Source organism: Candidatus Eisenbacteria bacterium, assembly GCA_020847735.1.
Lineage (GTDB): Bacteria > Eisenbacteria > RBG-16-71-46 > RBG-16-71-46 > RBG-16-71-46 > CAIXRL01.
On sequence record JADLBL010000020.1, the window covers coordinates 274,745 to 297,730 of the forward strand.

Annotated in this window: 15 protein-coding genes and 2 tRNA genes; 12 read left to right on the top strand and 5 right to left on the bottom strand. The window is 71.6% G+C overall.

What is annotated here, in order from left to right; translation table 11 throughout:
* The 5 genes from lpdA to ugpC all read left to right on the top strand — a co-directional run bounded on the left by lpdA (position 1) and on the right by ugpC (position 5,278).
* Positions 1-1,404: a dihydrolipoyl dehydrogenase gene (gene lpdA, locus IT347_09865; GenBank protein ID MCC6349879.1), complete on the top strand. Its 1,404-nt coding sequence runs from the start codon at positions 1-3 to the stop codon at positions 1,402-1,404.
* A gap of 228 nt (positions 1,405-1,632) precedes the next feature.
* The gene (locus IT347_09870) at positions 1,633-2,394 is read left to right on the top strand and encodes a hypothetical protein (protein ID MCC6349880.1); all 762 of its coding nucleotides are present in this window, start codon (positions 1,633-1,635) and stop codon (positions 2,392-2,394) included.
* An 81-nt stretch (positions 2,395-2,475) separates the two neighbouring features.
* A complete protein-coding gene (locus tag IT347_09875) occupies positions 2,476-3,345 on the top strand; it encodes an MBL fold metallo-hydrolase (GenBank protein ID MCC6349881.1) in 870 nt (289 codons plus the stop codon).
* 25 nt (positions 3,346-3,370) lie between these two features.
* Positions 3,371-4,024 carry a DedA family protein gene (locus IT347_09880; protein MCC6349882.1) on the top strand — a complete coding sequence of 218 codons (654 nt, stop codon included), beginning with the start codon at positions 3,371-3,373 and terminating at the stop codon, positions 4,022-4,024.
* A gap of 126 nt (positions 4,025-4,150) precedes the next feature.
* A complete protein-coding gene (ugpC, locus tag IT347_09885; GenBank protein MCC6349883.1) occupies positions 4,151-5,278 on the top strand; it encodes a sn-glycerol-3-phosphate ABC transporter ATP-binding protein UgpC in 1,128 nt (375 codons plus the stop codon).
* Between the two features lie 161 nt (positions 5,279-5,439).
* Here ugpC and IT347_09890 read toward each other — a convergent pair whose 3' ends face one another.
* A complete protein-coding gene (locus IT347_09890) occupies positions 5,440-6,336 on the bottom strand; it encodes a hypothetical protein (protein MCC6349884.1) in 897 nt (298 codons plus the stop codon).
* Between the two features lie 331 nt (positions 6,337-6,667).
* Here IT347_09890 and IT347_09895 point away from each other — a divergent pair, with 331 nt between their 5' ends.
* Together IT347_09895 and IT347_09900 are read left to right on the top strand one after the other, a co-directional pair.
* Positions 6,668-8,476, top strand: coding sequence for a GWxTD domain-containing protein (locus IT347_09895; protein MCC6349885.1), 1,809 nt, complete (start codon positions 6,668-6,670; stop codon positions 8,474-8,476).
* A gap of 112 nt (positions 8,477-8,588) precedes the next feature.
* Positions 8,589-8,987, top strand: a complete 399-nt coding sequence (locus tag IT347_09900) for a response regulator (protein MCC6349886.1) — start codon at positions 8,589-8,591, stop codon at positions 8,985-8,987.
* Between the two features lie 32 nt (positions 8,988-9,019).
* Here IT347_09900 and IT347_09905 read toward each other — a convergent pair whose 3' ends face one another.
* The 3 genes from IT347_09905 to IT347_09915 are packed head-to-tail and all read right to left on the bottom strand — an operon-like array spanning position 9,020 to position 13,935.
* A complete protein-coding gene (locus IT347_09905; GenBank protein ID MCC6349887.1) occupies positions 9,020-9,841 on the bottom strand; it encodes an inositol monophosphatase in 822 nt (273 codons plus the stop codon).
* A 27-nt stretch (positions 9,842-9,868) separates the two neighbouring features.
* Entirely contained in the window at positions 9,869-12,841 is a 2,973-nt protein-coding gene (locus IT347_09910) for an ATP-dependent helicase (GenBank protein ID MCC6349888.1), read from the bottom strand.
* Positions 12,838-13,935, bottom strand: a complete 1,098-nt coding sequence (locus tag IT347_09915; protein MCC6349889.1) for an aminopeptidase P family protein — start codon at positions 13,933-13,935, stop codon at positions 12,838-12,840. The genes IT347_09910 and IT347_09915 overlap by 4 nt, the downstream gene beginning before the upstream one ends.
* 117 nt (positions 13,936-14,052) lie before the next feature.
* On the opposite strand from IT347_09915, the gene IT347_09920 reads away from it, so the two are divergent.
* From IT347_09920 to IT347_09940, 5 genes are all read left to right on the top strand, one after another.
* The gene (locus tag IT347_09920) at positions 14,053-15,621 is read left to right on the top strand and encodes a hypothetical protein (protein ID MCC6349890.1); all 1,569 of its coding nucleotides are present in this window, start codon (positions 14,053-14,055) and stop codon (positions 15,619-15,621) included.
* A gap of 176 nt (positions 15,622-15,797) precedes the next feature.
* Complete coding sequence (locus tag IT347_09925) at positions 15,798-20,516, top strand: VCBS repeat-containing protein (GenBank protein ID MCC6349891.1); 4,719 nt, start codon at positions 15,798-15,800, stop codon at positions 20,514-20,516.
* A gap of 166 nt (positions 20,517-20,682) precedes the next feature.
* Positions 20,683-22,149 (top strand): glutamate--tRNA ligase, encoded by a 1,467-nt coding sequence (locus IT347_09930; GenBank protein ID MCC6349892.1) that lies wholly within the window; start codon positions 20,683-20,685, stop codon positions 22,147-22,149.
* Positions 22,150-22,164: 15 nt separating this feature from the next.
* Positions 22,165-22,238 (top strand) — tRNA-Gln (locus IT347_09935).
* Between the two features lie 128 nt (positions 22,239-22,366).
* A tRNA-Glu gene (locus IT347_09940) sits at positions 22,367-22,442 on the top strand.
* A gap of 28 nt (positions 22,443-22,470) precedes the next feature.
* On the opposite strand, the gene IT347_09945 is transcribed toward IT347_09940, so the two are convergent.
* Positions 22,471-22,968: a hypothetical protein gene (locus tag IT347_09945; protein ID MCC6349893.1), complete on the bottom strand. Its 498-nt coding sequence runs from the start codon at positions 22,966-22,968 to the stop codon at positions 22,471-22,473.
* Positions 22,969-22,986: the final 18 nt, after the last annotated feature.

Consider the following 22,986-nt stretch of genomic DNA (forward strand, 5'->3'; position numbering starts at 1 on the left):
ATGAGCGAAACGGTGTTCGACCTCGTCGTCATCGGTTCCGGCCCGGGCGGCTACGTCGCCGCCATCCGCGCCGCGCAGCTCGGAATGAAGACCGCCTGCGTCGAGAAGTACGCGACCCTCGGCGGAACGTGCCTGAACGTCGGCTGCATCCCGAGCAAGGCGCTGCTGGATTCGAGCGAACATTTCCACCTCGCGCGCCATGGCTTCGCGCAGCACGGGATCCGCGCCACCGTCGAGCTCGACCTGCCGGCCATGATGAAGCGCAAGGACGGCGTCGTACGCGACCTGACGCGCGGCGTCGAGGGGCTGTTCCGCAAGCACGGGATCGAGCGGGTCGCCGGCACCGCGCGGATCGCGTCCCCGGCAGCGGTCATGGTCGCGAACGGGACGGATGTCCGGACGCTGAACACCCGCCGCATCCTGATCGCGACGGGCAGCAAGGCCTCGTCGCTGCCCGGGATCGAGTTCGACGGCCGGCGGATCGTGCATTCGACCGACGCGCTGACCCTGCCCAGCGTGCCGGCGCGGCTGGTGGTCGTGGGGGCCGGCGCGATCGGCCTCGAGCTGGGATCGGTGTGGCGCCGGCTCGGCAGCGAGGTGCTCGTCCTCGAATACCTCGACCGCATCACGCCCGGCATGGACGCGGGAAGCGCCAAGCTGCTGCAACGCGCCCTCGAGCGCCAGGGCGTGAAGTTCCGCTTCGGCGTCTCGGCGAAATCCGCTTCCCTCGAAGGCGAGGAGGTTCGCGTCGAGGTCGCGCCCGCCACGGGGGGCGAATCGGTCACGGAACGCTGCGACGTGCTTCTGGTCGCCGTCGGCCGCCGGCCGTACACGGATGGCCTCGGGCTCGAGCAGGCCGGCGTTCGCAAGGACGCACGCGGGCGAATCGAGGTGGACGACCATTGGCGCACGAACGTGCCGGGCGTGTGGGCCATCGGGGACGTGATCCACGGGCCGATGCTCGCGCACAAGGCGGAGGAGGAGGGCGCCGCCTGCGTCGAGCGGATGAACGGCCTCGCCGGGCATGTCGCGTACGGGGCCATCCCGAGCGTCGTCTACACGTGGCCGGAGTTCGCGTCGGTCGGGTTGACCGAGGAGGCCGCCCGTGCGGCCGGCCGCGAGGTCGCCATCGGAGTCTTCCCGTTCCTGGCCAACGGCCGCGCCCGCGCGCTGGGGGAGAAGGACGGGCAGGTCAAACTCGTCGCCGACGCGCAAACGGACCGGCTGCTCGGCGCGCACATCGTCGGGCCGAGGGCGAGCGACCTGATCGCCGAACTGGTGCTCGCGATCGAGCTGGGCGCGAGCGCCGAGGATGTCGCCCGCACGGTGCATGCCCATCCGACGCTGCCCGAGGCCGTGAAGCAAGCGGCGCTCGCCGTGGCCGGGAGGCCCATCCACATCTAGATGTTGCCCCGGCGCGTTCCCAGGGGCTCCCACCCGCAGGTCCTAAGTGCATGTGAAATTGCTTGCTAGGGGCCGGGTGGCTGATGGTAGACTTGCCCGCGTGAAGCTGTAGTCGTAGCCGGCGTCTGTGCGCCCTTGCGGTCCCCCCTTCCGCGCAGACCACTGGCGGCATGGCTGCCCCGGTGACTCCCGATTCGACAGCCTGAATGACACCAAGGAGATACGCCGATGAGGCAGTCCCGTTCCCTCATCGTCGCGGCGCTCGCATGCCTGACGACGATGACGGCGAGTCTCGCACTCGCTTCCAGTCCCGTTCCGGTGCCTTTCGGCGCCAGCTGGGACCCGCCGGCCCACTCGCTCCAGAACATCGTGGACGCCTACCTCGGAACCGCCGGGGCCATCAACGTCCAGACGGACTACATCGGAGCGCACGCGGGCGACCCCGACCCGTGGTTCTGGATCGGAAGCGGATTCCCGGCCCTCCTGGTCTCCGAGGTCGCCGGCAACGCCAACGTCAACACGCTCGGCTGGTACGCGGAGACGGGTTCCGTCCCGGTGATCGACGGCGTCGGCGACGGCGTCGTGTTCTCGGGTTCGCAGGGCGCGGGTTCGAGCACGGTGGTCGTCATGCCGGGCAGCACGATCCGCTTCGGCTTCTACCTCGATCCCGCTCCGGAGAGCCCCGCGTCGCACCAGCGCTTCTTCACGAACCGGTTCCTGAACGACCTCGGGCCGCAGGGCGCGGGTGCCGTGCATGCGCCGTTCGACGGCGACGTGCAGGCGATCGTGTTCGACGTGTCACGCTGGAAGGGCCCCGATACCTGGCTCGTCTGCTTCGAGGATCTCGACGCCGGCAATCCGATCACGCCCTGCTGCACCGGCACCGACGACGACTACAACGACATGGTCTTCCAGGTCTCGGCGCTCGGCGCGACTCCCGTGCGGGCGCTTTCCTTCGGCGAGCTGAAGCTTCGATTCGGCGGCCGGTGACGGTTCCCGGGGCGGCCGGCCCGCGTGGCGGTCGGCCGCGATCCGGTTGACGGGCGGACAGCGCGCACCCATCTTGCCGGCATGCCGACGCTTCAGCTGGGCGAATGGACGGTGCACACGATCGAGAGCGGCTTCCTGTGGCTGGACGGCGGCTCCATGTTCGGTTCCGTGCCCAAGCCGCTGTGGAGCCGCACGAACCCGGCCGACGAGCGCAATCGCATCCGGCTCGCGATGCGCTGCCTGCTGATGATCGGGCATGGCCGCCGCGTGCTGGTGGACGTCGGTCTCGGCGACAAGTTCGACGCGAAGCTTCGCGACATCTACCGCGTCGAGCCCGGGCCCCGGCTCGAGGACTCGCTCGCCGCGGTGGGGGTTGCGCCCGCGGAGGTCACGGACGTCGTGCTCACGCACCTGCACTTCGATCACGCCGGCGGCGCGACGGCCCGGACGGACGGCCGGCTCGTGCCGCGCCTCCCGAACGCCCGCTGGTACGTGCAGCGACGCAACTGGGAGAACGCGCACGACCCGAACCCGCGGGAGCGTGCCTCGTACCTGCCGGAGAACTTCGATCCGCTCGAGGAGTCCGGCGTGCTCGAACTGTGGGAGGGCGCCGTCCAACCCTGGCCGGGCGTCGAGATGATCCCCGCCGAAGGCCACACGCGCGGCCAGCAACTGGTTCGTGTCGAAGGGGGCGGGCAGGTCGTCTACTTCGTCGCCGACCTCATTCCGACCGCCGCGCATGTCCGCATTCCCTTCGTCATGGGCTACGACGTGGCGGCGATCGAGACGATGACCGAGAAGCGGGAGCTGCTCGCCCGCGCCTCGGCGGAGCATACGTGGATCGTGCTCGAGCACGATCCGGACGTGGCGCTGGGCCGCCCGATCGCCGACGGCGCCGACTTCACGTGGGAAGAGCGCGTGTCCGCGGCCGCTTCCGCCACCGCCGGCTGAGCGCCGGCCACCCGAACGGAGCGTCATGTTCCACCAGCTGTTCGCCCTGTGGATGAAGCTGTCGCTCGACTGGGGCTACCTGGGCGTCTTCCTGCTCATGGCGATCGAGTCCACGGTCTTTCCGCTGCCCAGCGAACTGGTCGTCCCGCCCGCCGCGTACTGGGCGCAGCAGGGGCACCTGTCCTTCTGGGGTGTCGTCGCCGCCTCGACACTGGGTTCGTGGTTCGGGGCGACGCTCTCCTACGGCTTCGCCGCCTGGCTCGGCCGTCCCGCGATTCTCAGATATGGCCGCTACTTCTTCGTGCCGGAGAAGAAGTGGCTACTCGCCGAGAGCTGGATTCTGCGCTACTCGGCGGCGGGGGTTTTCTTCGCGCGATTGCTGCCGGTGGTGCGCCACCTGGTTTCCCTTCCCGCCGGGGCGGCGAGGATGAACTTCAGGATCTTCTCGCTGATGACGCTGGCCGGATCGTTCGTCTGGTCCGTCGTCCTCGCCTGGTTCGGCGCGCGCGTCCTCGGCGGCGAACCCCGGCTGCTCAACGAGCCCGACGCGCTGATGCACGTGCTCAAGGCGAAGCTGCTGTGGTTCGTGGGCGCGGCCGCGCTGCTGCTGGTCCTGTACGTCGTCGTGGATCTCCTGGGACGGCGCATGAAGGAGAAGGGAACCGCGCCCGAAGCGTGATCGGGCTGCGCGGCGGCGCCCGCCGGCGCGCCGCGCTTCGATCCGGCGGGCGGTTGCTTCGGGCGCCGCGGATGACCTAACGTCGGTCGCGTCCACGCCTCGCCGGCCTCCACCCGGATACTCCCCATGCCCTCCGTCGAACTGCGCAAGCTCGGCAAGACCTACGGCCGCGGCCAGAAGGCCGTGGAGGGCGTGGACCTGCTGATCCACGACGGCGAGTTCCTGGTGCTCGTGGGGCCGTCGGGTTGCGGGAAGTCCACGGTGCTGCGCATGGTCGCCGGGCTCGAGGACGTCTCGGAAGGGCAGGTTCGGATCGGCGACCGGGTGGTGAACGACGTCGCGCCCAAGGATCGGGACGTGGCCATGGTGTTTCAGAACTACGCGCTCTACCCGCACATGAGCGTGTTCGACAACATGGCGTTCGGGCTCCGCCGGCGGCGGATGGCGGAGGCCGAGGTTCGCAGCAAGGTCGAGGAAACGGCCGAGGTGCTCGGGCTCTCGGGCTACCTGCGGCGTCGGCCGCGCGAACTGTCGGGCGGCGAGCGCCAGCGGGTCGCACTCGGCCGCGCGATGGTGCGCAAACCGCAGGTCTTCCTGTTCGACGAGCCGCTCTCGAACCTCGACGCCAAGCTGCGAGTGCAGATGCGCGCCGAGATCAAGCGCCTGCACCAGCGTGTCGGCGCGACGATGATCTACGTGACGCACGACCAGGTCGAGGCCATGACGCTGGGCGACCGGATCGCGGTCATGAGCAAGGGCCACCTCATGCAGTGCGCGGATCCGTTCACGCTTTACACCGCCCCCGCGAACCAGTTCGTCGCCGGCTTCATCGGCAGCCCGCCCATCAACTTCATCGGCGCCACGGTCGCGGCCGACGGTTCGTCGCTCGATGCGGGCGGCGTGCGGATCGCGCTGGAAGGCCCGTCGCGCGCGGCGGTCGGCGGCCTGCACGGCCGCGCGATCACGATCGGCATCCGCCCCGAGGATCTGCACCTCGAGCCCCGTCCCGATGCGGCGGCGATTCCCGCGACGGCCGAGGTGCGCGAGCCGCTGGGCAACGAGACCCTCGTGCACTGGACCTCGCCCGCGGGCGGCCTGGTCTCGCGTGTTCCCGGACAGTCGGCTCCGGCGGTGGGCGAACGGGCCACCCTGTACTGCCCGCTGGCCAGGATCCACCTGTTCGATCCGGCCACCGAGGCCTCACGGACCGGCGCTTCGCCGGCGGCCCCGGCGGCAGCCGCGAACGCGCCGTAGCGAGCGACGGCGCGCGCGCACGCTCGCCGGCATCGTCGGCGGGTATTCTCGATCGCCGCCGGGCGCGACTTCGCCCGCGCGTTCGGCGCGCGGCACGCCGCGAAGTCCGTCGCGAGCCCGGCGTCCGTCCGTTTCGCCGGCCGCTCGGAGCCTTCCGGCGCTCAGGCTCCGCGGCGTGCGAGCAGGCGCGCGAGCACGGGCCCGCCTTCGGGCTCGACCTCCTCGTAGTGCTCGACCTCGAGCCGGGGGAACGCCGAGCGCAGTTCGTCGGGCTGCAACAGGAATCGCGGACTCTTCGGCCTCCCGTAGCGCTCCTGCCCGGTGCGAAACGTCTCGTAGACCAGCGTGCCGCCGGGTGCGAGCGCGCGCTCGATCCATGGAAAGAGCGGCCGGTGCAGGAAGCGCACGACCACGATCACGTTCCAGGGCCCGCCCTCCGCCGGTGGGGCGAGGCTTTCGAGCTCGACCTCGCGCGTCGCGAGCGCGACGCCCTCGACCGACGCCAGCGCGCCCGCGCGCCCGAGGGCGACCGGGTCGTGGTCCCAGGCCTCGCTGCGCCAGCCGTGCAGCGCGAGCCAGACCGCGTCGCGGCCGGAACCCGCGGCAAGGTCCAGCGCCCGGCCTTTCGCGAGGCGCGGGAGCGACCGCTCGAGAAACGGAGAGGGCCGCCACAGGCGCGCGGCGGGCCCGCGATCGGCGTGGCCGCCGGGCAACGATGCAAGCGGCGTGTCGAGCCAGCGAACGCGTTGATAGCCGAGCAGCGCGAGCGTGGTGGCCGCCCGCCGCGCCTCGGCCGGCTCGTCGTGCACCACGAGCACGGACGCGGTGCGCGGGGGGAGCTCGGCCCTGCGAAGTCGGAACTCGTCATGCGAAATCCGGCCGGCGCCCGCCAGGTGTCCGCGTGCGAACGCCAACGGCTCGCGTCCGTCGAGCACGAGCGAGCCCGCCAGCAACCCGCCGGCCTCCTCCGGCGAGGCCGCGATCGCGCGGCCGGGGGGCGGTCCGGCATTGAATGGTGCGTTCGCCTTCCGGGCAGTCCCGTCGTCCGGGCGGTTCATGACCGCAGCTGCGCCGGCCGGAGATCGGAGGAGCGGGCCGGGTCCACCGGCACGAAGGGGCGGCTCATGGGGCGTTCCTCTCGAGCGTTGGTTTCGTTGAGGGGATGGAGGCGAACCCGATTGACCCCTGCGCGCGTCACGAACCATACTTCGCGCCGCGACCCGGCGTCCTGAGCCGGCCGGCTGCGCCGGTCCTCCCGCGAGCATGCACAGAGCCTACCCTGCCGTCGCCATCCTCGCCTTGTGCTTCCTCCCGCTCCTTGCCGGGCGGGCCGGCGCGGGCACGCCTCCCGGTGCGCGGGAGCGGCGCGAGGCGGAGGCGGCCCGCCTGGTGGAGAAGGCGGTCTTGCGCCTGCGCGCCGGCACGATCGACGCCCGCCGCAGCGCGCTCTCCAACCTCGAGCGCGCAGTCCAGCTCGCCCCGAGCCGGCCGGACTACGAGCTGCTGCTGGCCCGTGCCTACATGGCCGGCGGCTACCAGCGCCAGGCCCGCACGCACTTCACCCGGGTCACGGCGCTCGCGCCCGACGACGCCGAGGCGCGCTTCGGCCTCGCGCGCATGTGGAGGCGCGATTACCTCAAGTACCTCGACACCACCTCGCTGGTCCGCGCGATCGGGCACCTCGAGCAGGCCACGCGGCTGGACACGGCGAACGTCGCGGGCCGCGTGATGCTGGCGTCGCTTCGGACCGAGCACAGGGATTTTCCCGGCGCGCTCGCTGCGGCGGAGGACGCGCGTGCGCATGCGCCGCGGGCCCCGGAAGCGCTCGCGGCGCTGGGCACGGCACGCTGGCGCATGGGCGATGTCGAGGGCGCCGACAGCGCGTTTCGCGCGGCGCTTCCGCGGCTCCCCGAGAAGGTGCGGGAGCGCTTCGACGACATCGCGCCGCTCGTGACCGAGGCCGACACGGCCTACTACAACCACCTGTCCGCCGAGGACCGCTACGAGTACGCCCGCCGGTTCTGGGCGGAGCAGGATCCCGACCTGGGCACGAGCGAGAACGAAGCGCGACTGGAGTACTGGTCCCGCGTGGCGCAGGCCTGGTCGTTGTGGTTCGACACCCGGCGGCAGGAATGGGACGAGCGCGGCGAGGTCTACGTGCGCTTCGGCCCACCCGAACGACAGGTCTACAACCCCGTGGGCATGACGCTGGACGCGCAGGCGGCGAGCACGTCACGGTTCCGTTTCCCGCTGAACGTGCTGCAGTGGCAGTATCCGTCGCTCGGCATGACGGTGAATCTCCTCGACCGGGTGCTCGCCGAGTATTACCTGCTCCAGCGTTACGCGGACCACCCGCCGGATCCGGTCCCGGATCCGGACTCGCTCGCCCGGCGCGACCTCGTCGCGACGCCGGGAGTCCGCGGGCTGTTCCCCACGCTGCCCCCGGGCGCGAAGCGCATTCCGCTCGCCGGGCAGGTGTCGCGCTTCGAAGGGGCGGGGCGGCCGCGAATCGTCGCGACGCTCGAGGTGCCCGCCGGCCCCGCGGATTCCCTGGTCGCGGACTACGTCGTCATGGACAGCCTCGAGCACGTCGTCGCGCGTGGCGCGCGGACGCTTTCGCCGTCCGCCTGCGCCGCCGACCGCTTCCGCGTCGCCGACTTCGCGAGCGACCTGCCGCCGGGCGGATACCGTGTCGGCCTCTCGGTCCGTGGTCCGGGAGGGCGCGGCGCGCTTCGTCTGCCCGTCCGGTTGCCGGCGGCGGACTCGGCGCTCGCGCTCAGCGACCTCGTCGTCACCTGCGGAACGCCGGCGCCGCTCGAGGCCTCCGTGCGCCTGGCCGCGAATCCCGCCGCCCGTGTCGTCGGCGAGGATCCGTTGACCGCGTACTTCGAGATCTACCATCTCGCCACCGGAGCCGATGGACAGGCGCGATTCGAGGTCGGCTGGACCGTGCGTTCGCAGGAGCGCGATTCGCGGGTCTGGCTCCAGCGCCTGCTCGCGCCCAGGCCGGCGCCGCCGACGATCGAGGCGACGCGGCGGGAGTCGAATACGGGCCCGCTGCGCCGGCAGTTCGTCAGCGTTCCGGTGCGTTCGCTTCCGCCGGGCCGCTACCGGCTGGAGGTTTCCGTGCGGGACCTCTTGAGCGGCGCCGAGGCGGCGGGCGGGGTGTCGTTCGTGCGCGCGCCCGCCGCACCCTGAACGCGCCGGCGGACGCCCGGACGTGCGGCCCGATTTCGGGCTGCAGGCGCGGGCGGGGGCGACCGATAACGGCCGCGAACGACTCGCACCGACCCGTGAACGGAATCCCACCATGCCCCAGAACCCGCCGCGCATCCTGATCGTGGACGACGAGCCCGACCTGCGCTCGGTGCTCCGCTTCGGGCTCGAGGCCGAGCGCTTCGAGGTGATCGAGGCCGCCGACGGCGAGGAAGGCCTCAAGCTCGCCTGCGATCAGTTGCCGGACCTGATCGTGCTCGACCTGATGCTGCCCCGCATGGACGGCTACAAGGTCTGCCGCGCGCTCAAGTTCGACGACCGCTACCGGCACATTCCGGTCATCATCCTCAGCGCCCGCTCGGGTGAGACCGACCGCCGCCTCGCGCTGGACCTCGGGGCCGACGGGTACGTGACCAAGCCGTACGACATGAAGGACCTGGTGTCGCGCGTTCGCGAGCAGCTGCAGAACGCGCCGCGCACCGACGCCGCCTGAGGCGGCGTCGGCCCGCCTCCGCTTGGCTTCCTTCAGAGTGCCGCGCGCACGTGCGCGTCCGGATGGCGCGCCAGCACCTCGAGCAGCCGCGGGTGCAGCTCCGGCCCGGCGGCGCACACCTGCCGGCCGTCGAGCCGGAACTCGCGTCCCGCGTAATCCGTGATCCGGCCGCCGGCCTCGCGCACGATGAGCGAGCCCGCGGCGACGTCCCACGGCGAGAGGTTTCCCTCCCAGAAGCCGTCGAAGCGGCCCATCGCGAGGTAGCACAGGTTGAGCGCCGCCGAGCCGTCGCGGCGGACGCCCTGCGCGCGCACCAGGAACTCGCCGAACAGCGGCAGGTGACGGTGCGGATATTCGCGAACGTCGTAGGGAAAGCCCGTGACCAGCAGCGCGTCCTCGAGGCGCGCGCAGCCGCTCACGCGGATCGGGCGGCCTCCGAGCGTCGCGCCTTCGCCGCGTGCGGCGGCGAACATCTCGTCGCGGACGGGATCGTAGACCGCGCCGGCGGTCATCACGCCCCCGACCTCGACTCCGACCGAGACGGCGAAGAACGGGTAGTTGTGCGCGAAGTTGGTGGTGCCGTCGAGCGGGTCGAGGATCCAGCGCACGTCCGCTCCGCCGGCGCCGGCGTGCGCGCCGGACTCCTCCGCCATCACCGCGTGTCCGGGGAAGGCCTCGGCGATGCGCTGCAGCAGACGTTCCTCCGAACGGCGGTCGTACTCGGTGACGAGATCCGTGCGTCCCTTGTGCTCGGGGACGTGCTCCATGCCGTAGCCGGCGAGCACGACGGCGCCGGCCTCGCGAGCGAAGCTCACGGCGGCTTCGCGCAGAATCGCGGCGGAGAGTTCGTTCATGCGTGGGCGGGTCCCGGCACGCGGCCCTCAGCGACGGGCGGCGCTGTAGAGGCAGAAGCGTGAATAGGGGCAGAAGCCGCAGTTGCGCTGGTCGGGCGTGGCCGGAAACTCGGCGCGGCGGATTCCCGCGGAGGCCCTGGAAATGCGCTCGAGCGCGAGCTCGTGGTGCTTCGGCGCGACGTCCGCCGAGCCGACGAGTCCCGAGCCGACGAAATGGAGCTGCACGCGTGCGGCGTCCTTGCGGCGGGTCTCGCGATACGCGAGCGCGTAGAGCCCGAGCTGTCCCTCCTTGAGGCTCTCCTTCGCGCGCTCGTCGGCCTTCGCCTGGTCGCTCACCTCGCCCGTCTTGTAGTCCACGAGCACGATGCCCTCGGCGGTCTCCTCGATGCGATCCCAGCGCCCGCTCACCACGTCACGGCCGATCGCGAAGCGGAACTCCATCTCGACGGCGAGCGGCAGCCGGCCGGACGCGGACTCGCGCGCCATGAATCGGCGCAGCGACTCGCGGCCCTCTTCGAGCCGCAGGTCCTCGTGCTCGACCGAGTAGAAGCCCTCGCTCGACCACGCTCCCTCGAACGCCGCGATCACGTCCCGCTCCTCGATCGGCAGTCCCTTGAGCCGATGCTGCAGAAACACGCGGATCGCGTGATGGATGGCGATGCCGTACATCGCCTGCGGGTCCGAGGCGAGCGGCACGCGCACGACGTGGGCGTAGCGGTACTTGAGCGGGCAGGTGAGGTAGTCGTCGATCTGTCCGTGCGAGAGCGTGAGCGGCTCGTCGTCGGCGAGCGGACGCGTTCCCGCGGCGGGGGCCTCGGCCGCCGGGGCGAACCGGCGGATGCTCTCCTCGGCGCTGGCCGTCTTGCTCGTCTTGGGCGGCGCGGGCAACCGGAGCGCCTCGACGACGAACTTGCTGAGCTTGACCGTTCGCTTGCCGCCGTAGTCTTCGGCGCTCGTCAGCACCAGCCGGTCGCGCGCGCGCGTGAGGCCGACGAAGAACAGCCGGCGCTCCTCGCGCTCGTGATCGGCGCCCGGGTCGGCCCCGCCGTGCGTGAGTTCCGGGGGAAAGGGCAGGCCCCCGCCCTTCGCCCGCATCGGAAACCGGCCCTCGGCGAGCTGGACGAGCCAGACGACGCCGAACTCGAGTCCCTTGGCGTTGTGCGCGGTCAGCAGCTGCACGGCCTCCTCGTCGGTGTCGGCGGTCGCCGCCTGCGGGTCGTCGCCCGCCTCGATCAGCAGGTCGAGGTGGCCCACGAACTCGGGCACGCGGTCCCCGCGCAGGAGCGGGCCGACGCGCTGGACGATGCCGAACAGCTTGTTCAGGTTCTGCACGCGTTCGGCGGCCTCCGCCGACTCGTCCTGCGAGAGCCGGCCGAGCAGGCCGCTTTCGGTGACGAACGCGTACAGGACCTCGCTCGTCCGGCGGCGCGTCGCCTGCTCGGCGAGAACGTCCCAGAGCGCGAAGAAGCGGCGCAGCGCCTCGAGCGATTCGGCCGAAAAGTCCTGCGGCGGCGCTTCGGCCGCGCCCCGGGCCGCGCGCAGCAACCCCCGCCGCGTGCGGTTCGCGGCGGCGGTCAACTGCAGCAGGTCGAGCGGCGCGACGCCGAAGAGCGGGTCGCCGAGCACTCCGAACGCCGCCGGCCCGTCGTCGGGATCGGCGAGCGTGCGCAGGAGGTTCAGGCACAGCAGCACCTCGGGACGCGAATACAGGCCGCGCGAACTGCGGCGCTGGAACGGCACACCGCGGGCCCGCAGGCCGAGCGCGAAGGATTCGAGCTGCGAATGCGCCCGCGCCAGGATGGCGAGTTCGGAGGGCCGGCGGTCCCCCGAGGCGATCGCCGACGCGATCTCGGCGGTCACGGCGTCCACCTCGTCGGCGCCGGTCGCGAACGCCTGATGCACGACCTCGCCCGGCAGATCGCGCGCGGCGCGCAGGCGTTTGTCGAAGCGCACCGCGTCGGAGGCTTCGAGGCGCCCGGGATTGTTGAACTGGATCGCCCGGTGGGCGACGTCGAGAATGCGCTGCCCGGAGCGGTAGTTGTCCTTGAGCAGCACGACCTTCGCGGACGGGAAGGCCCCGAGGAAGCCGAGCAGGTTCTCGACCTTGGCGCCGCGGAAGCGGTAGATGCTCTGGTCGTCGTCACCGACGACCGCCAGGTTGCCGCTGCCGCGCTCCTCCGATCCCCGCGCGGCGAGGAGCTTCACCAGCTCGAACTGGACGTGGTTCGTGTCCTGGAACTCGTCCACCAGGATCCAGCGGTAGCGTGACTGCACCTCGCGGCGGACGTGCGGCCGCTCGCGCAGCAGCCGCAGCGCGAGCGAAATCTGCGAGCCGAAGTCCACCCGGCCGTGCTCCAGCAGCAACCGCTGGTAGGCGGCATAGGCTCGCGCCTTCTCGAGCTCGGATTCGGCGCGGTCGCGGTCGGCGTCGGACGCCGCCGCGGCGGCGAGCCCCGCGGCGAACGCCAGGTACTGCTCGGGACTCACGTCCTCGTCGCGCGCGCGATCGAAGACGCGCACCAGCGCCTCGAGGTGCGTGTCGGGCGCACCGAGCGGCCGGTAGCGCGCAAGGCCGAGCTCGAAGATCCGTTCGCGCAGGAACACGAGGATCTCCGCGGGCTGCTCGACCCGCAGCTGCGAGGTGAGGCCGAGCTCGATCGCATGCTCGCGCACGAGCCGGTCGCAGAAGGAGTGGAACGTGGAGATCGTCGCGCCGGTGAACCCGTACGGCACGCGCTCGTCCACGCGCGCTTCCATCTCGGCCGCGGCCTTGTCGGTGAAGGTCAGGGCGAGGATTTCCTCGGGTCGGGCGCGCCGGGTGGCGATGAGCCAGGCGATGCGGCGGGTGATCACCGCGGTCTTGCCGGTCCCGGCGCCGGCCACGATCATCAGCGGTCCTTCGCCGTGCGTGACCGCCTCGAGTTGCGGCTCGTTGAGCCCCTCGAGCGCCTCGTGGATCTCGCGCGACTCGCCCGTCGCGGTCTCGCCCGGCGCGCTCATCGAGCGCCCGGAGGCCGCAGGTCGATCGGCGCGTTCGTCAGCCGGCGCGCGCCTTCCGCCTCGACCACCACGATGTCCTCGATTCGAATGCCGAAGCGGCCGGGAAAGTAGACCCCCGGTTCGACGCTGTGGACGTTGCCCGCCGCGAGCGGCTCGCGATTGCCGCGCACGAGCCACGGAGGCTCGTGGACTTCGAGCCCGAGTCCGTGGCCGGTCCGGTGGGTGAAGTGCTCACCCAGCCCGGCGCGCTCGATGACCTCGCGCGCGGCCGCGTCCACCGCCTCGCACGCGGTTCCGCTTCGCACCGCGGAGATGCCGGCGACGCGCGCGGCGTTCACGACCTCGTGCGCACGCAGCACCTGGCGGGGCGGGTCGCCGAGGAAATAGGTGCGCGTGATGTCGGAACTGTAGCCGCGGGTGGAGGCGCCGAGATCGAGCAGCAGAACCTCGCCGTCCTGCAGGGGGCGGTCGGAGGTGAAGTGGTGGGGATCGGAGGAGTTCGGCCCCGAGGCGACGAGCACCCAGGGATCGGAGTCGCCGAGGGACTCGAAGCGCTCGAGGGCGAAGCGCGCGACCTCGCGTTCGGTCATGCCGGGTCGCGCGTGATCGGCGGTCGCCTCGACCACGTCGTCGGCGTGCGCCGAGGCCTCGCGCAGCCCGGCCAGTTCCTCGGCGTCCTTGACCGCGCGCAGCGCGCCGAGCGCGGGCGTCGCGGCCCGGCAGTGGGTGGTCGCCGCCAGGCGCAGCAACTGCGGCACGCGCATCCCCTCGCCGAGCAGGATGCGGCTTCCCGTGCCGAGTCCGGCGCGCGTCACGAGCCGCTCGAGCGGGTCTTCGTGCTCGTCCCAGGCGAGCAGCTCGAGCTCGGGCATCGCGGTCGCGAGCGGTCCGGCCTCGAGGCGCGGCGCGACCAGGAAGGCGTCGCCCGAGCGCGGGACCGCGAGGGCGACGAGGCGTTCGGTGACGCGAGCCGTGGCTCCCGTGAGCCAGCGGAAGTCGGGGGAGGCGGGAACGATGAGCCACTCCGCGCCGGCGCTCGTGAGCGCGGCCCGCGCGCGATCGATGCGCGCGGCGCGTTGAGCGTGGCTTGCCATGAACCGCACGCTAGCAGCGCGCGGCCACGAGGGTCAACGACCGACGGCGTCCGCCGCCGCGCGAGGCGGGTGCGACCCGGATGCCCCGGCGAGGAATCCTGACTACACTGTGCCGCCATGATGCCGACCGCATGGAAGCGAGCCCGGAGCCTTGCGATTTCGCTGATCGTTTTCGGTCTGCTGTCGTCCGCCGGCTGCGCGCCACGCCGGCCGGTCGTGACGACCCGCGCCTGGGTCGCCGGCTGCGCCGAGCCCGTCTTCGACCCGGACGGTCCGCCGCACGCCGTCCGCTGGGCGATGGAACGGCTCCTCTCGCGGGGGCTGGTCGAACTGGACTCGACCGGTCGGGCACGGCCCGCCGCCGCGGAGTCGGTCTCCGTGTCCGCTGACGGACGCACCTGGAGCTTTCGCCTGCGGGAGGGCCTGCGCTTCACCGACGGCAGTCCGGCGACGAGCGAGGACTTCCGCGTCGCGCTGCTCGCCGGGCTGCCGCGCGAGGACCACGGCTCGCGTGCCTGGCTGCTGGCGGCGGTGACTGGGGTGGATCGCGTCCGCGCGGGCCGCACGCTGCCCGCGCTCGGCGTCGAGGCTCCCGATCCCCGCACGCTGGTGTTGCGCCTCTCGGCGCCCGATTCCTTGTTGCCGCTCAAGCTCGCGCTGCCCGGCGTGGCGACGCCGTGGAAGCGGCGCACGGGGATCGCGTGGAGCGAAGCCGTCGGACTCGGGCCCTACCGCGTCGTGGACGAATCCGACGGCCGATCGCTGCTGCTCGCGCGGGCCGCGGACTGCGTCGTCGCCGACGCGGCGGCGGACACGCTGAGGGTGCGATTCGTCCTCGGCGCGCCTCGCGTACGCACGCTCTTGCGTGCCGGGGCCGCCGATCTGGCCTGGCCGCTGCCACCGACGTTCCTCGAGCAGGCGGTGCCCGAGGGCTACGTGATCGGGTCGTCGCCGGCCGCCCCGGCGAGGCGGCTGCTTCTGGTGTTGCGTGACGACGTGCCGCCGACCACCCGGACCGCAGCCCGGCAGGCGCTTGCTCATGCGCTCAACCGCGGGACGCTCCTCGAAGCCCTGCGCGGCCGCGCCCGGGCGGAGCCGGGCTGGGTCCCCGGGGCGGGGCCGTTCGACTTCCCGCGACTCGACGCGGGGGAGTCCCGCGCGTGGCTCGCGCGCGGCAAGCTCGGGGCCTCCCTGCACGTCACTCTCGCCTTCGACGCGGACCTCGCCGGCGCCGAGGTGGCGCGCTCGTTGCAGGGCGAGTGGGCGCGCCAGGGCTTCTACGCCAGCCTGCGCGGCCAGCGCGGGGAGCCGGCGCTCGAGGAACCGCTTCGGGCGGCGGCCGCGCAGGCGCAGCTCGTCGAATCGCAGGCGCTGGTGCCGGGCGCGGTGGGCCTTCTGGCGGGCCTCGTCATGCCGCCGCGCGGTCCCGCCGTCGGGTCGTTCAGGACCGGCTGGCGCACCCGCGAGTTCGATCCCTGGCTGCTGCCCGGCCACCGGGCTGGCCCGCTCGACGCGGCGGGGCTGCAGGCCAGGCTGGTCGAGGAGCGCAACGTGCTGCCCTTGGCGGAACTGCCGTGGTTGTGGGCGGCGAGGCACGGGGCGGCGACGGTTCGTGTGTCGGCCCGATTCGGCCCCGAGTTCGCTTCCGCGCTGCCCCTCGCTGCGGCGGCGCAGGGAAGTCGTTGACCGCAACTCAACGTGTTGCATAGGATTGACTGCCACCAGATTCGGGCCAGACACCGCGCCCCGCCTCACCATCGTGTGCCCGTCGCCGAGCAGCCTCGGCGGTGATGCCGGTCGCGCGGCCCTGTCACTTTCCTGACCGTTACACGCCTCGCGCGCGCCACCGGGAGAACCTGCTCATGCACCTTCGATTGTTCGCCGTGTTCGCCGGAGCGCTTCTCGCGACGGCGGGGGTGGCCAGTGCCGCCACCGTGATCGAGAAGGAGTTTCGCTACGACGCCGGCCGCGTGCGCGTCGCGAGTCGCGATGGCTACACCGCGGTGGAAGCGCGCGGAGCGGTGCGCGAGTTCCGCTCCGGGCATCCGGACCTGCCGTGGATCAGCGAACGCATCGACCTGCCGGAGGGAACGCGCGCGACGTCGGTCGAAGTAGTGGACGTCGAAACCGGCCTGCTCGCGCGCGGCGCGCTGATCGCGCCCGCCATGGTCCTCACGCCGGGTCTGGGCCCGGTCGAACGGACACGGCCCGATCCGCGATATTTCTCGACCGCGACGCCGCAGCCCGAGGACTGGGTCGGCCTCGGAGAGCAGGGTTCACGTCGGGGTCGCAACGTCGCCTACGTGCGAATCAGCCCGGTGCGCTGGAACCCCTCGACCGGCGAGTTGGACCGGGTCGCGCGGGTGCGGGTTCGGCTGACGCTCGAGGCGAGCCACGATGTTCCGGTCACACGCGAGCGGATCGTGCGCGAATGGGAGGACGGGGGGCTGCCGAGCGGCGTGCCGACCCGCGCCCTGGGTGCGGCGCTCACCGCGGCCGACGGGGTCCCGAGGCCGGGGGCGGGCGCGTTCCGGCCGCAGCAGCTGCCGTCGGTGCTCGGCAGCCCGGTCGCCTATCTCATCATCACGAGCGACGCGCTGGCGCCCTCGTTCCAGCCGCTCGCGGACTGGAAGACGCAGTGCGGCGTCCCCGCGGTGGTGCGCACGACCTCGTTCATCCAGCAGCAGTACCCGTCGGCGGCGGACGACGCCGAGCGCATCCGGCTGTTCATCCGCGACGCCTACTCGCGCTGGGGCACGAAATGGGTGTTGCTCGGCGGCGACACCGACATCATTCCGACGCGGCAGGCCATTACGCTCTTCTATGGCGGCGAGAGCATCGCCACCGACCTGTACTTCAGCTGCCTCGACGGGAACTGGAACGCCGACGGCGACAGCGTCTACGGCGAGGGCTACTCCTCGCCGTCGGACCCGGGAGACGGCTGCGACCTCCTGCCGGACGTGTACGTCGGGCGCGCGCCGGTCCTGACGGTGAGCGACGCGCAGACGTTCGTGAACAAGACGCTGTCGTACGAGAAGACCCCGCCGGGCGGCTACGAGCAGGGCTGGCTGTTCTTCGCCGAAGTCCTGTTTCCGCAGCCGTGGACGACGGGCCAGCCGACGCAGCTCGATGGCGCCGAACTGACCGAGGACCTGCTGCCGCTCACCGACCAGGTGCCCGCCATTCACACGGCGAGACTGTACGAGAACTACACCGATGGCCGGTGGCGCCCGGGGTCGCTGCCGGAGGATCAGCAGTCCGTGATGGACTCGCTCAACGCCGGCTACGGAATGGCGCTGCACATCGGTCACGGCTACCGCAACGTGATGGAGGTCGGCTCCGGATCGCTCGTCAACTCCGACGTGATGAGCCTCCACAACGGTGACAAGCTCTTCAACCTGTACGCGATCAACTGCACGTCGAGCGCCATCGATTTCCCGTGCATCGGCGAAGCCTTCATCCTCAATCCCAACGGCGGCGCGGTCACCAACGTCGGCTCGACACGCTTCGATTTCCCGAGCGCCGGCCGCTCCTACCAGTACGAGTACTTCCGGCTGTTCCTCGAGGACAGCGTGGACGCCGTGGGAGAGCTTCAGGCCCGGCAGAAGGAACCGTTCGTGGCGTTCTCCGCGTACGATGGCGTCCATCGCTGGACGCAGTTCACCCTGCTCCTGCTCGGGGACCCCGAACTGCACATGTGGCACGGCAGCTGGCGGCCGCTCGCCGTCTCGCATCCCGCTTCGGTCGCGTTGAGCGATTCCCAGTTCGCGGTGAACGTCTCGAGCGGAGGTCAGCCGGTCGCCAACGCGCGCGTGACCGCCTATCGCGCGGGAGACGAGTACGCGAGCGTGACGACCGACGCGCTCGGCAACGCGATCGTGCCGTTCCGTCCGGACTCCGCGGGCTCGTTCGTCCTGACGGCGACGGCGTACAACGCCCACCCGTATCAGGCCACGGTGGCGCTGCTGCCCTCGGCGGTGGCGACGCTCGTGGACGGGGCGGTGATCGTGGACGACGGCGCCGCCGCGGGGACTTCCGGCGACCAGAACTCGAAACTGGACGCCGGTGAGACGGCCGAACTGAGGGTCGCCGTTCGCAATCGCGGAGCGCTCGCGGCCACGAACGTGACCGCCAAGCTGTCCACCACCGACCCGCAGGTCACGATCCTCGTGCCGACGGCCAGCTACGGCTCGCTCGCGGCCGACGCGCTGATCGTGCCGTCGGTGGGCTTTCGCGTCAGCACGCCGGACACGATGACGGACCAGCGCGAAATCCCGTTCACGATGACGGTCCTCGCCGACGGCGGGCTGAGCTGGACCGAGAAGTTCCAGCTGACCGTGCACTCACCCGAGCTGCGAAGCTTCGGACACGGTGAAACGGAGCCCGTCGGCAACGGCAACGGGCGACCCGAGGTGGGGGAGACGGTCCAATACGCGATCCAGCTGCGGAATCTCGGCACCGGAACCGCCTACGGCACCGCCGCGGTTCTGCGCAGCTACGACGGGCTGGCGCTGGTGACGGACAGCACCACGTCGTTCGGCACCGTCGCGCCGGGCACGGTCTCGACCGGCGATCCGCTCGTCTTCCAGCCGTTGTCGGCGGGCGCGAAACTCGCGCTGATCGTGAGCGACTCCCGCGGCCTGCAAACGACCCAGACGCTCGACCTCGGCCATCCCGCCGTGCCGAGCGCGATCAAGGGGCTCGGGGCGGCCTCGAGCATCGCCCTGACCTGGAAGCGCGTCCTGGACCCCGACCTGTTCGGCTACCGCATCTACCGGAGCTCTTCGCAGGGAGGCACCTACACGCTGGTGAACCCGGTCCCGACGGATCGGATCGCCTATTTCACCGACGAGGGGTTGGTGCCGCTCACGCGCTACTACTACAAGATCTCGTCGGTGGACTCCTCGGGCAACGAGTCGGCGCTTTCGGCCGTCGCGGCCTCGAGCACGAACCCGCCCCTGCATTCGATCTTCCCGGTGCCGACCGGCCGCAACACGCCGTCGCCCGTCGCGCTCGAATACGTGTACTCCTCGTCGCAGATGGACATCGCCGCGGGCGCCGACTTCCTCTATGTCCTGCACGCGGACGGCAACGCGCCGGTGGACGCCGACGGTTCGGGCGCGACCCTCGGCGACTTCAGCAACGTGGGCAGTTACTACGCGGCCGGCCCCTCGATCGCGCCGCTGGCGCCCGGCCAGGGCTGGTCGTTCATCTGCCCGACCTGGGACTCCTCGGCGCTCTACGTGTTCGACACCGCCGGCCAGCTCCGGCCCGGGTTTCCGGTCAGCACGCTGGATCCGCTGTGGAGCTCTGCGGCGGTCGGCGACATCGACGGCGACGGCCGGATGGAGATCGTGGTCGGATCGAACGGCGTGCGCGTCTACGCCTTCAACGACGACGGCACCGAAGTTCTCAACGGCGACAACAACGCCGGAACGCAGGGTGTCTTCAAGGCGCTCTCCGCCGGCCCGAACTTCTGCACGCCGGCGCTCGCGGACATTGACGGCGATGGTCTGCCGGAGATCATCTTCAACGGCGGTGACGGCCGCGTGTACGCCTGGAACGCCGACGGCTCGAACGTTCCCGGGTTCCCGATCGTCACGAACGCCTACTTCTCGGGCTCGCCGGCCGTCGGACATCTCGACGGCGCGGGAGACACGAGCCTCGAGATCGTCTGCGTGGGCACGAACGACTCGATCTACGTTTTCGAACCGGATGGCACGCGACGTCCCGGCTGGCCGCTGTGGAATCGCGCCAGCGGCACCAGCAAGTCGCCCTCGCCGGCGATCGCCGACATGAACAACGACGGCTACAACGACATCGTGTTCCAGAGCACGAACGGTTACCTGTTCGTCTACAACCGGAACGGTACGGTCCTCCCGCCGCTGACGGCGATCAAGTACACGGCGCTCACCTCCGGGGTCGCCGAGTGCAGCCCCATCGTCGCCGATCTGAACGGCGACGGACGCAACGACGTGTTGCTCGGTGACGAGGCCGGCGTTCTGACGGCGATCTCCGGCATGGACGGGACGGTCCTGCCGGGATTCCCGATCCAGCTCGCCGGCGAGGTGCGCGGCACTCCGGCGGTCGCGGACATCGATCGCGACGGCATGACCGAAATCGTGGTCGCGGACTGGGACAAGAACATCTACGTCTGGGACTACGATTTCCCGTTCCAGCCGAATGGTGAGGCCCCGTGGCCCCAGTTCCACCACGACCCGCGCCGGACGGGCCTGGCGAGCTCGGTGCTCTACCTGGGCGCCGGGGATCCCGGGCAGGGCGGTACGCCGGTGCGCGAGCTCGAGCTCGCGCCGCCGTCGCCGAATCCCGCGCATGCCCGTTCGCGGCTCTGGTACGGCGTGCCGGTCACGCTGGCGGGCGGAACCTACGATCTTTCGATCTACGACCTCGGTGGACGGCGCGTTCGCCACGTCGCCTCGGGCGAGGCGCGCGCCGGGCGCTGGTCGCTCGAATGGGACCTGCGCGGCGAGGATTCGCGTCCGGTGCGCGGCGGAGTCTACTTCGCGCGCTTCTCGCTGGGCGGCCACGCGGTGACCCGCAAGCTCGTCGTGGTCCAGTAGGCGGATCCGCGAGGGCGGCCGCGCCGGCCTCCGGCGCGGCCGCCGCCCGCGCGCCCGCGACTCCCGCACCGCAGCGGCCCGATTCGCGCGCAGGTTTGACCGCTCGTGCCACCGGTCCGTAACCTGCGCCGCCCGAGCGCAGGCCCGTACCGAGGATCCGCCCCGCATGAGCGTCCGCGTCCGTTTCGCCCCGAGCCCGACCGGCTTCCTGCATGTCGGGGGCGCCCGAACGGCGCTCTACAACTACCTCTTCGCCCGCTCGCGGGGCGGAACGTTCGTGTTGCGCATCGAGGACACCGACGCCGGCCGCTCGAGCGAGGCGTCCGTGAACGAGATTCTCGCCGCCCTGCGATGGCTGGGCCTGAGCTGGGACGAGGGTCCGGGCGCCGATGGCGGGCACGGCCCGTACTTCCAGTCCCAGCGCACGGACTTCTACCGCCGCGCCGCGGCCCGGCTGGCGCAGGGCGGGCACGCCTACCCGTGCTTCTGCTCGACCGAAGAGCTCGAGCAGCGCCGCGCCGCACAGGCGGCGCGCGGCGAGGATCCGAAGTACGACGGCCGCTGCCGGACGCTTTCGCCGGCCGACCGCGATGCGCGGGGCGCCTCGGGCCGTCCGCACGCCCTACGCTTCGCGCTCGGCGCCTCGGAGGAGGTCGCCTGGGACGACGTCGTGCGCGGGCACGTGTCGTTCCGCAGCGACGTGCTCGACGACTTCGTGCTGGTGCGCTCGGACGGACTGCCGACCTACAACTTCGCGTGCGTCGTGGACGACCTCGAGATGCGGATCACGCACGTCGTGCGCGGCGACGACCACATCTCCAACACCCCGCGCCAGCTGCTGCTCTATCGCGCGCTCGGAGCCGCGCCGCCGGTCTTCGCGCACGCTTCCATGATCCTCGGCCCCGACGGCAAGCGGCTCTCGAAACGTCACGGCGCGACGTCGGTCGAGGCCTTCGGCGAGCTGGGCATCGTCCCGGAGGGCATGGTGAACTTCCTGGCGCTGCTCGGCTGGGCCTACGACGGCCGGCAGGAGCTGTTCACGCTCGCCGAGCTCGAGAAGGCGTTCACGCTCGAGCGGGTCGGAGCCCATCCGGCGGTGTTCGACACGCAGAAACTCGAATGGGTGAACGCGCAGCACCTGAAGCGCCTGGACGAGCCCGAACGCGTGCGCCGCGTCGTGGCCTTCCTCGAATCGCGCGGCCACGACCTGACGGAGCGAAGTCCGGAATGGCGGCGCGTGTTCGTCCGGGCGCTCGGCGACCGCCTGCGAACGCTGGCAGACGCCGAAACGTGGGGCGCGTTCGCGCTGCGCGGAACACTCGAGATCGAACCCGAGGCCTGGGCCGACCTGGCGTCGAGGCCGGCCGCGTCACGGGTGCTGGCGCGCCTCGCCGACCTTCTGCGGGCCGACGAAGACTTTTCGCTCGCGAGCCTCGAGGCGGGCACGCGCGCGCTCGCGGCCGAACTGGGACTCAAGCCGGGCGAGGTGATCAGCCCGGCGCGTGTCGCGCTCACGGGCCGCAAGGCCGCGCCCGGGATCTTCGAGGTCATGTGGCTCCTCGGCCGGCAACCGTGCGTCGCCCGGTTGGAAGCGGCGCACGAGCGCTTGCACTCGCAGGCTCGGAGCGGCTAGATTCCCGCCCGCGATTCCCCGGTAGTGTAACGGCAGCACGACAGGTTCTGGCCCTGTTAGTCGAGGTTCAAATCCTTGCCGGGGAGCCATTTCATCGCGCGCGCCGGGGATGCAGAGTCCCCGGCGCGGCGCATTTGCCCGGTCCACTTGACGCGTCGTGAGGGCGTCAGTAGATTGCCGCCCGCTTCGCGGCGGGACCGTGGGCCGCAAGCCGTGTGGCGCTATCGTCTAGGGGTCTAGGACGGGTGGTTCTCAGCCATCAAACCGGGGTTCGAATCCCCGTAGCGCTACCAACTTCGCTGCTGGAGCGCGCCGTCGCGACTAGCGTGCGGGTCCGCCGCCGGCGCCCGTCGAATCCGGGAGCGTGAGGTGGCGGAACTCCGAGCCCCAGCGCATGTCGAGTTCGGGGCGCCCGTCCTCGGCCAGCCGGGCGTCCACGCCCGTGCGGCCATTCGCGTCGAGCAACTGCACGCGAGGCGAACCGTCCGCGCCGACCTCCAGCACGATGCGGTTGCGTCCGCCGGCGTCGGACAGCCGCAGGCGCGGCGATCCGTCGGGCCGGATGACGCCGTACAAGACCGCGCGGCCGGACACGTCGTTGAGGCGCACGGTCGGGCTTGCGCTTTCGTCCAGCGCGAGCGCCCCGCGCCAGTGCTGGTCGCCGTCCACCAGCAGGAAGCGCTGCGCGACCACCTCGGTCCGCGGCAGCAACGCCCAGAAGACGGCGAGCGCGAAGCCGACGGACAATGCGGCGACCGCCGCGGTGAGCCGTTCGAGCCGGCGCGACAGCGCTCCGGCCTCCGTGTTCTCGCTGGGCATGGCCACGGTCTCCACTGC

Bases quoted from the DNA above. Each gene is read 5' to 3' on its own strand.
- IT347_09905 (MCC6349887.1), bottom strand. From the start codon at position 9,841: ATGAACGAACTCTCCGCCGCGATTCTGCGCGAAGCCGCCGTGAGCTTC.
- IT347_09930 (MCC6349892.1), top strand. From the start codon at position 20,683: ATGAGCGTCCGCGTCCGTTTCGCCCCGAGCCCGACCGGCTTCCTGCAT.
- IT347_09880 (MCC6349882.1), top strand. From the start codon at position 3,371: ATGTTCCACCAGCTGTTCGCCCTGTGGATGAAGCTGTCGCTCGACTGG.
- ugpC (MCC6349883.1), top strand. From the start codon at position 4,151: ATGCCCTCCGTCGAACTGCGCAAGCTCGGCAAGACCTACGGCCGCGGC.
- IT347_09890 (MCC6349884.1), bottom strand. From the start codon at position 6,336: ATGAACCGCCCGGACGACGGGACTGCCCGGAAGGCGAACGCACCATTC.
- IT347_09900 (MCC6349886.1), top strand. From the start codon at position 8,589: ATGCCCCAGAACCCGCCGCGCATCCTGATCGTGGACGACGAGCCCGAC.
- IT347_09925 (MCC6349891.1), top strand. From the start codon at position 15,798: ATGCACCTTCGATTGTTCGCCGTGTTCGCCGGAGCGCTTCTCGCGACG.
- IT347_09945 (MCC6349893.1), bottom strand. From the start codon at position 22,968: ATGCCCAGCGAGAACACGGAGGCCGGAGCGCTGTCGCGCCGGCTCGAA.
- IT347_09920 (MCC6349890.1), top strand. From the start codon at position 14,053: ATGATGCCGACCGCATGGAAGCGAGCCCGGAGCCTTGCGATTTCGCTG.
- lpdA (MCC6349879.1), top strand. From the start codon at position 1: ATGAGCGAAACGGTGTTCGACCTCGTCGTCATCGGTTCCGGCCCGGGC.
- IT347_09915 (MCC6349889.1), bottom strand. From the start codon at position 13,935: ATGGCAAGCCACGCTCAACGCGCCGCGCGCATCGATCGCGCGCGGGCC.
- IT347_09910 (MCC6349888.1), bottom strand. From the start codon at position 12,841: ATGAGCGCGCCGGGCGAGACCGCGACGGGCGAGTCGCGCGAGATCCAC.
- IT347_09875 (MCC6349881.1), top strand. From the start codon at position 2,476: ATGCCGACGCTTCAGCTGGGCGAATGGACGGTGCACACGATCGAGAGC.
- IT347_09870 (MCC6349880.1), top strand. From the start codon at position 1,633: ATGAGGCAGTCCCGTTCCCTCATCGTCGCGGCGCTCGCATGCCTGACG.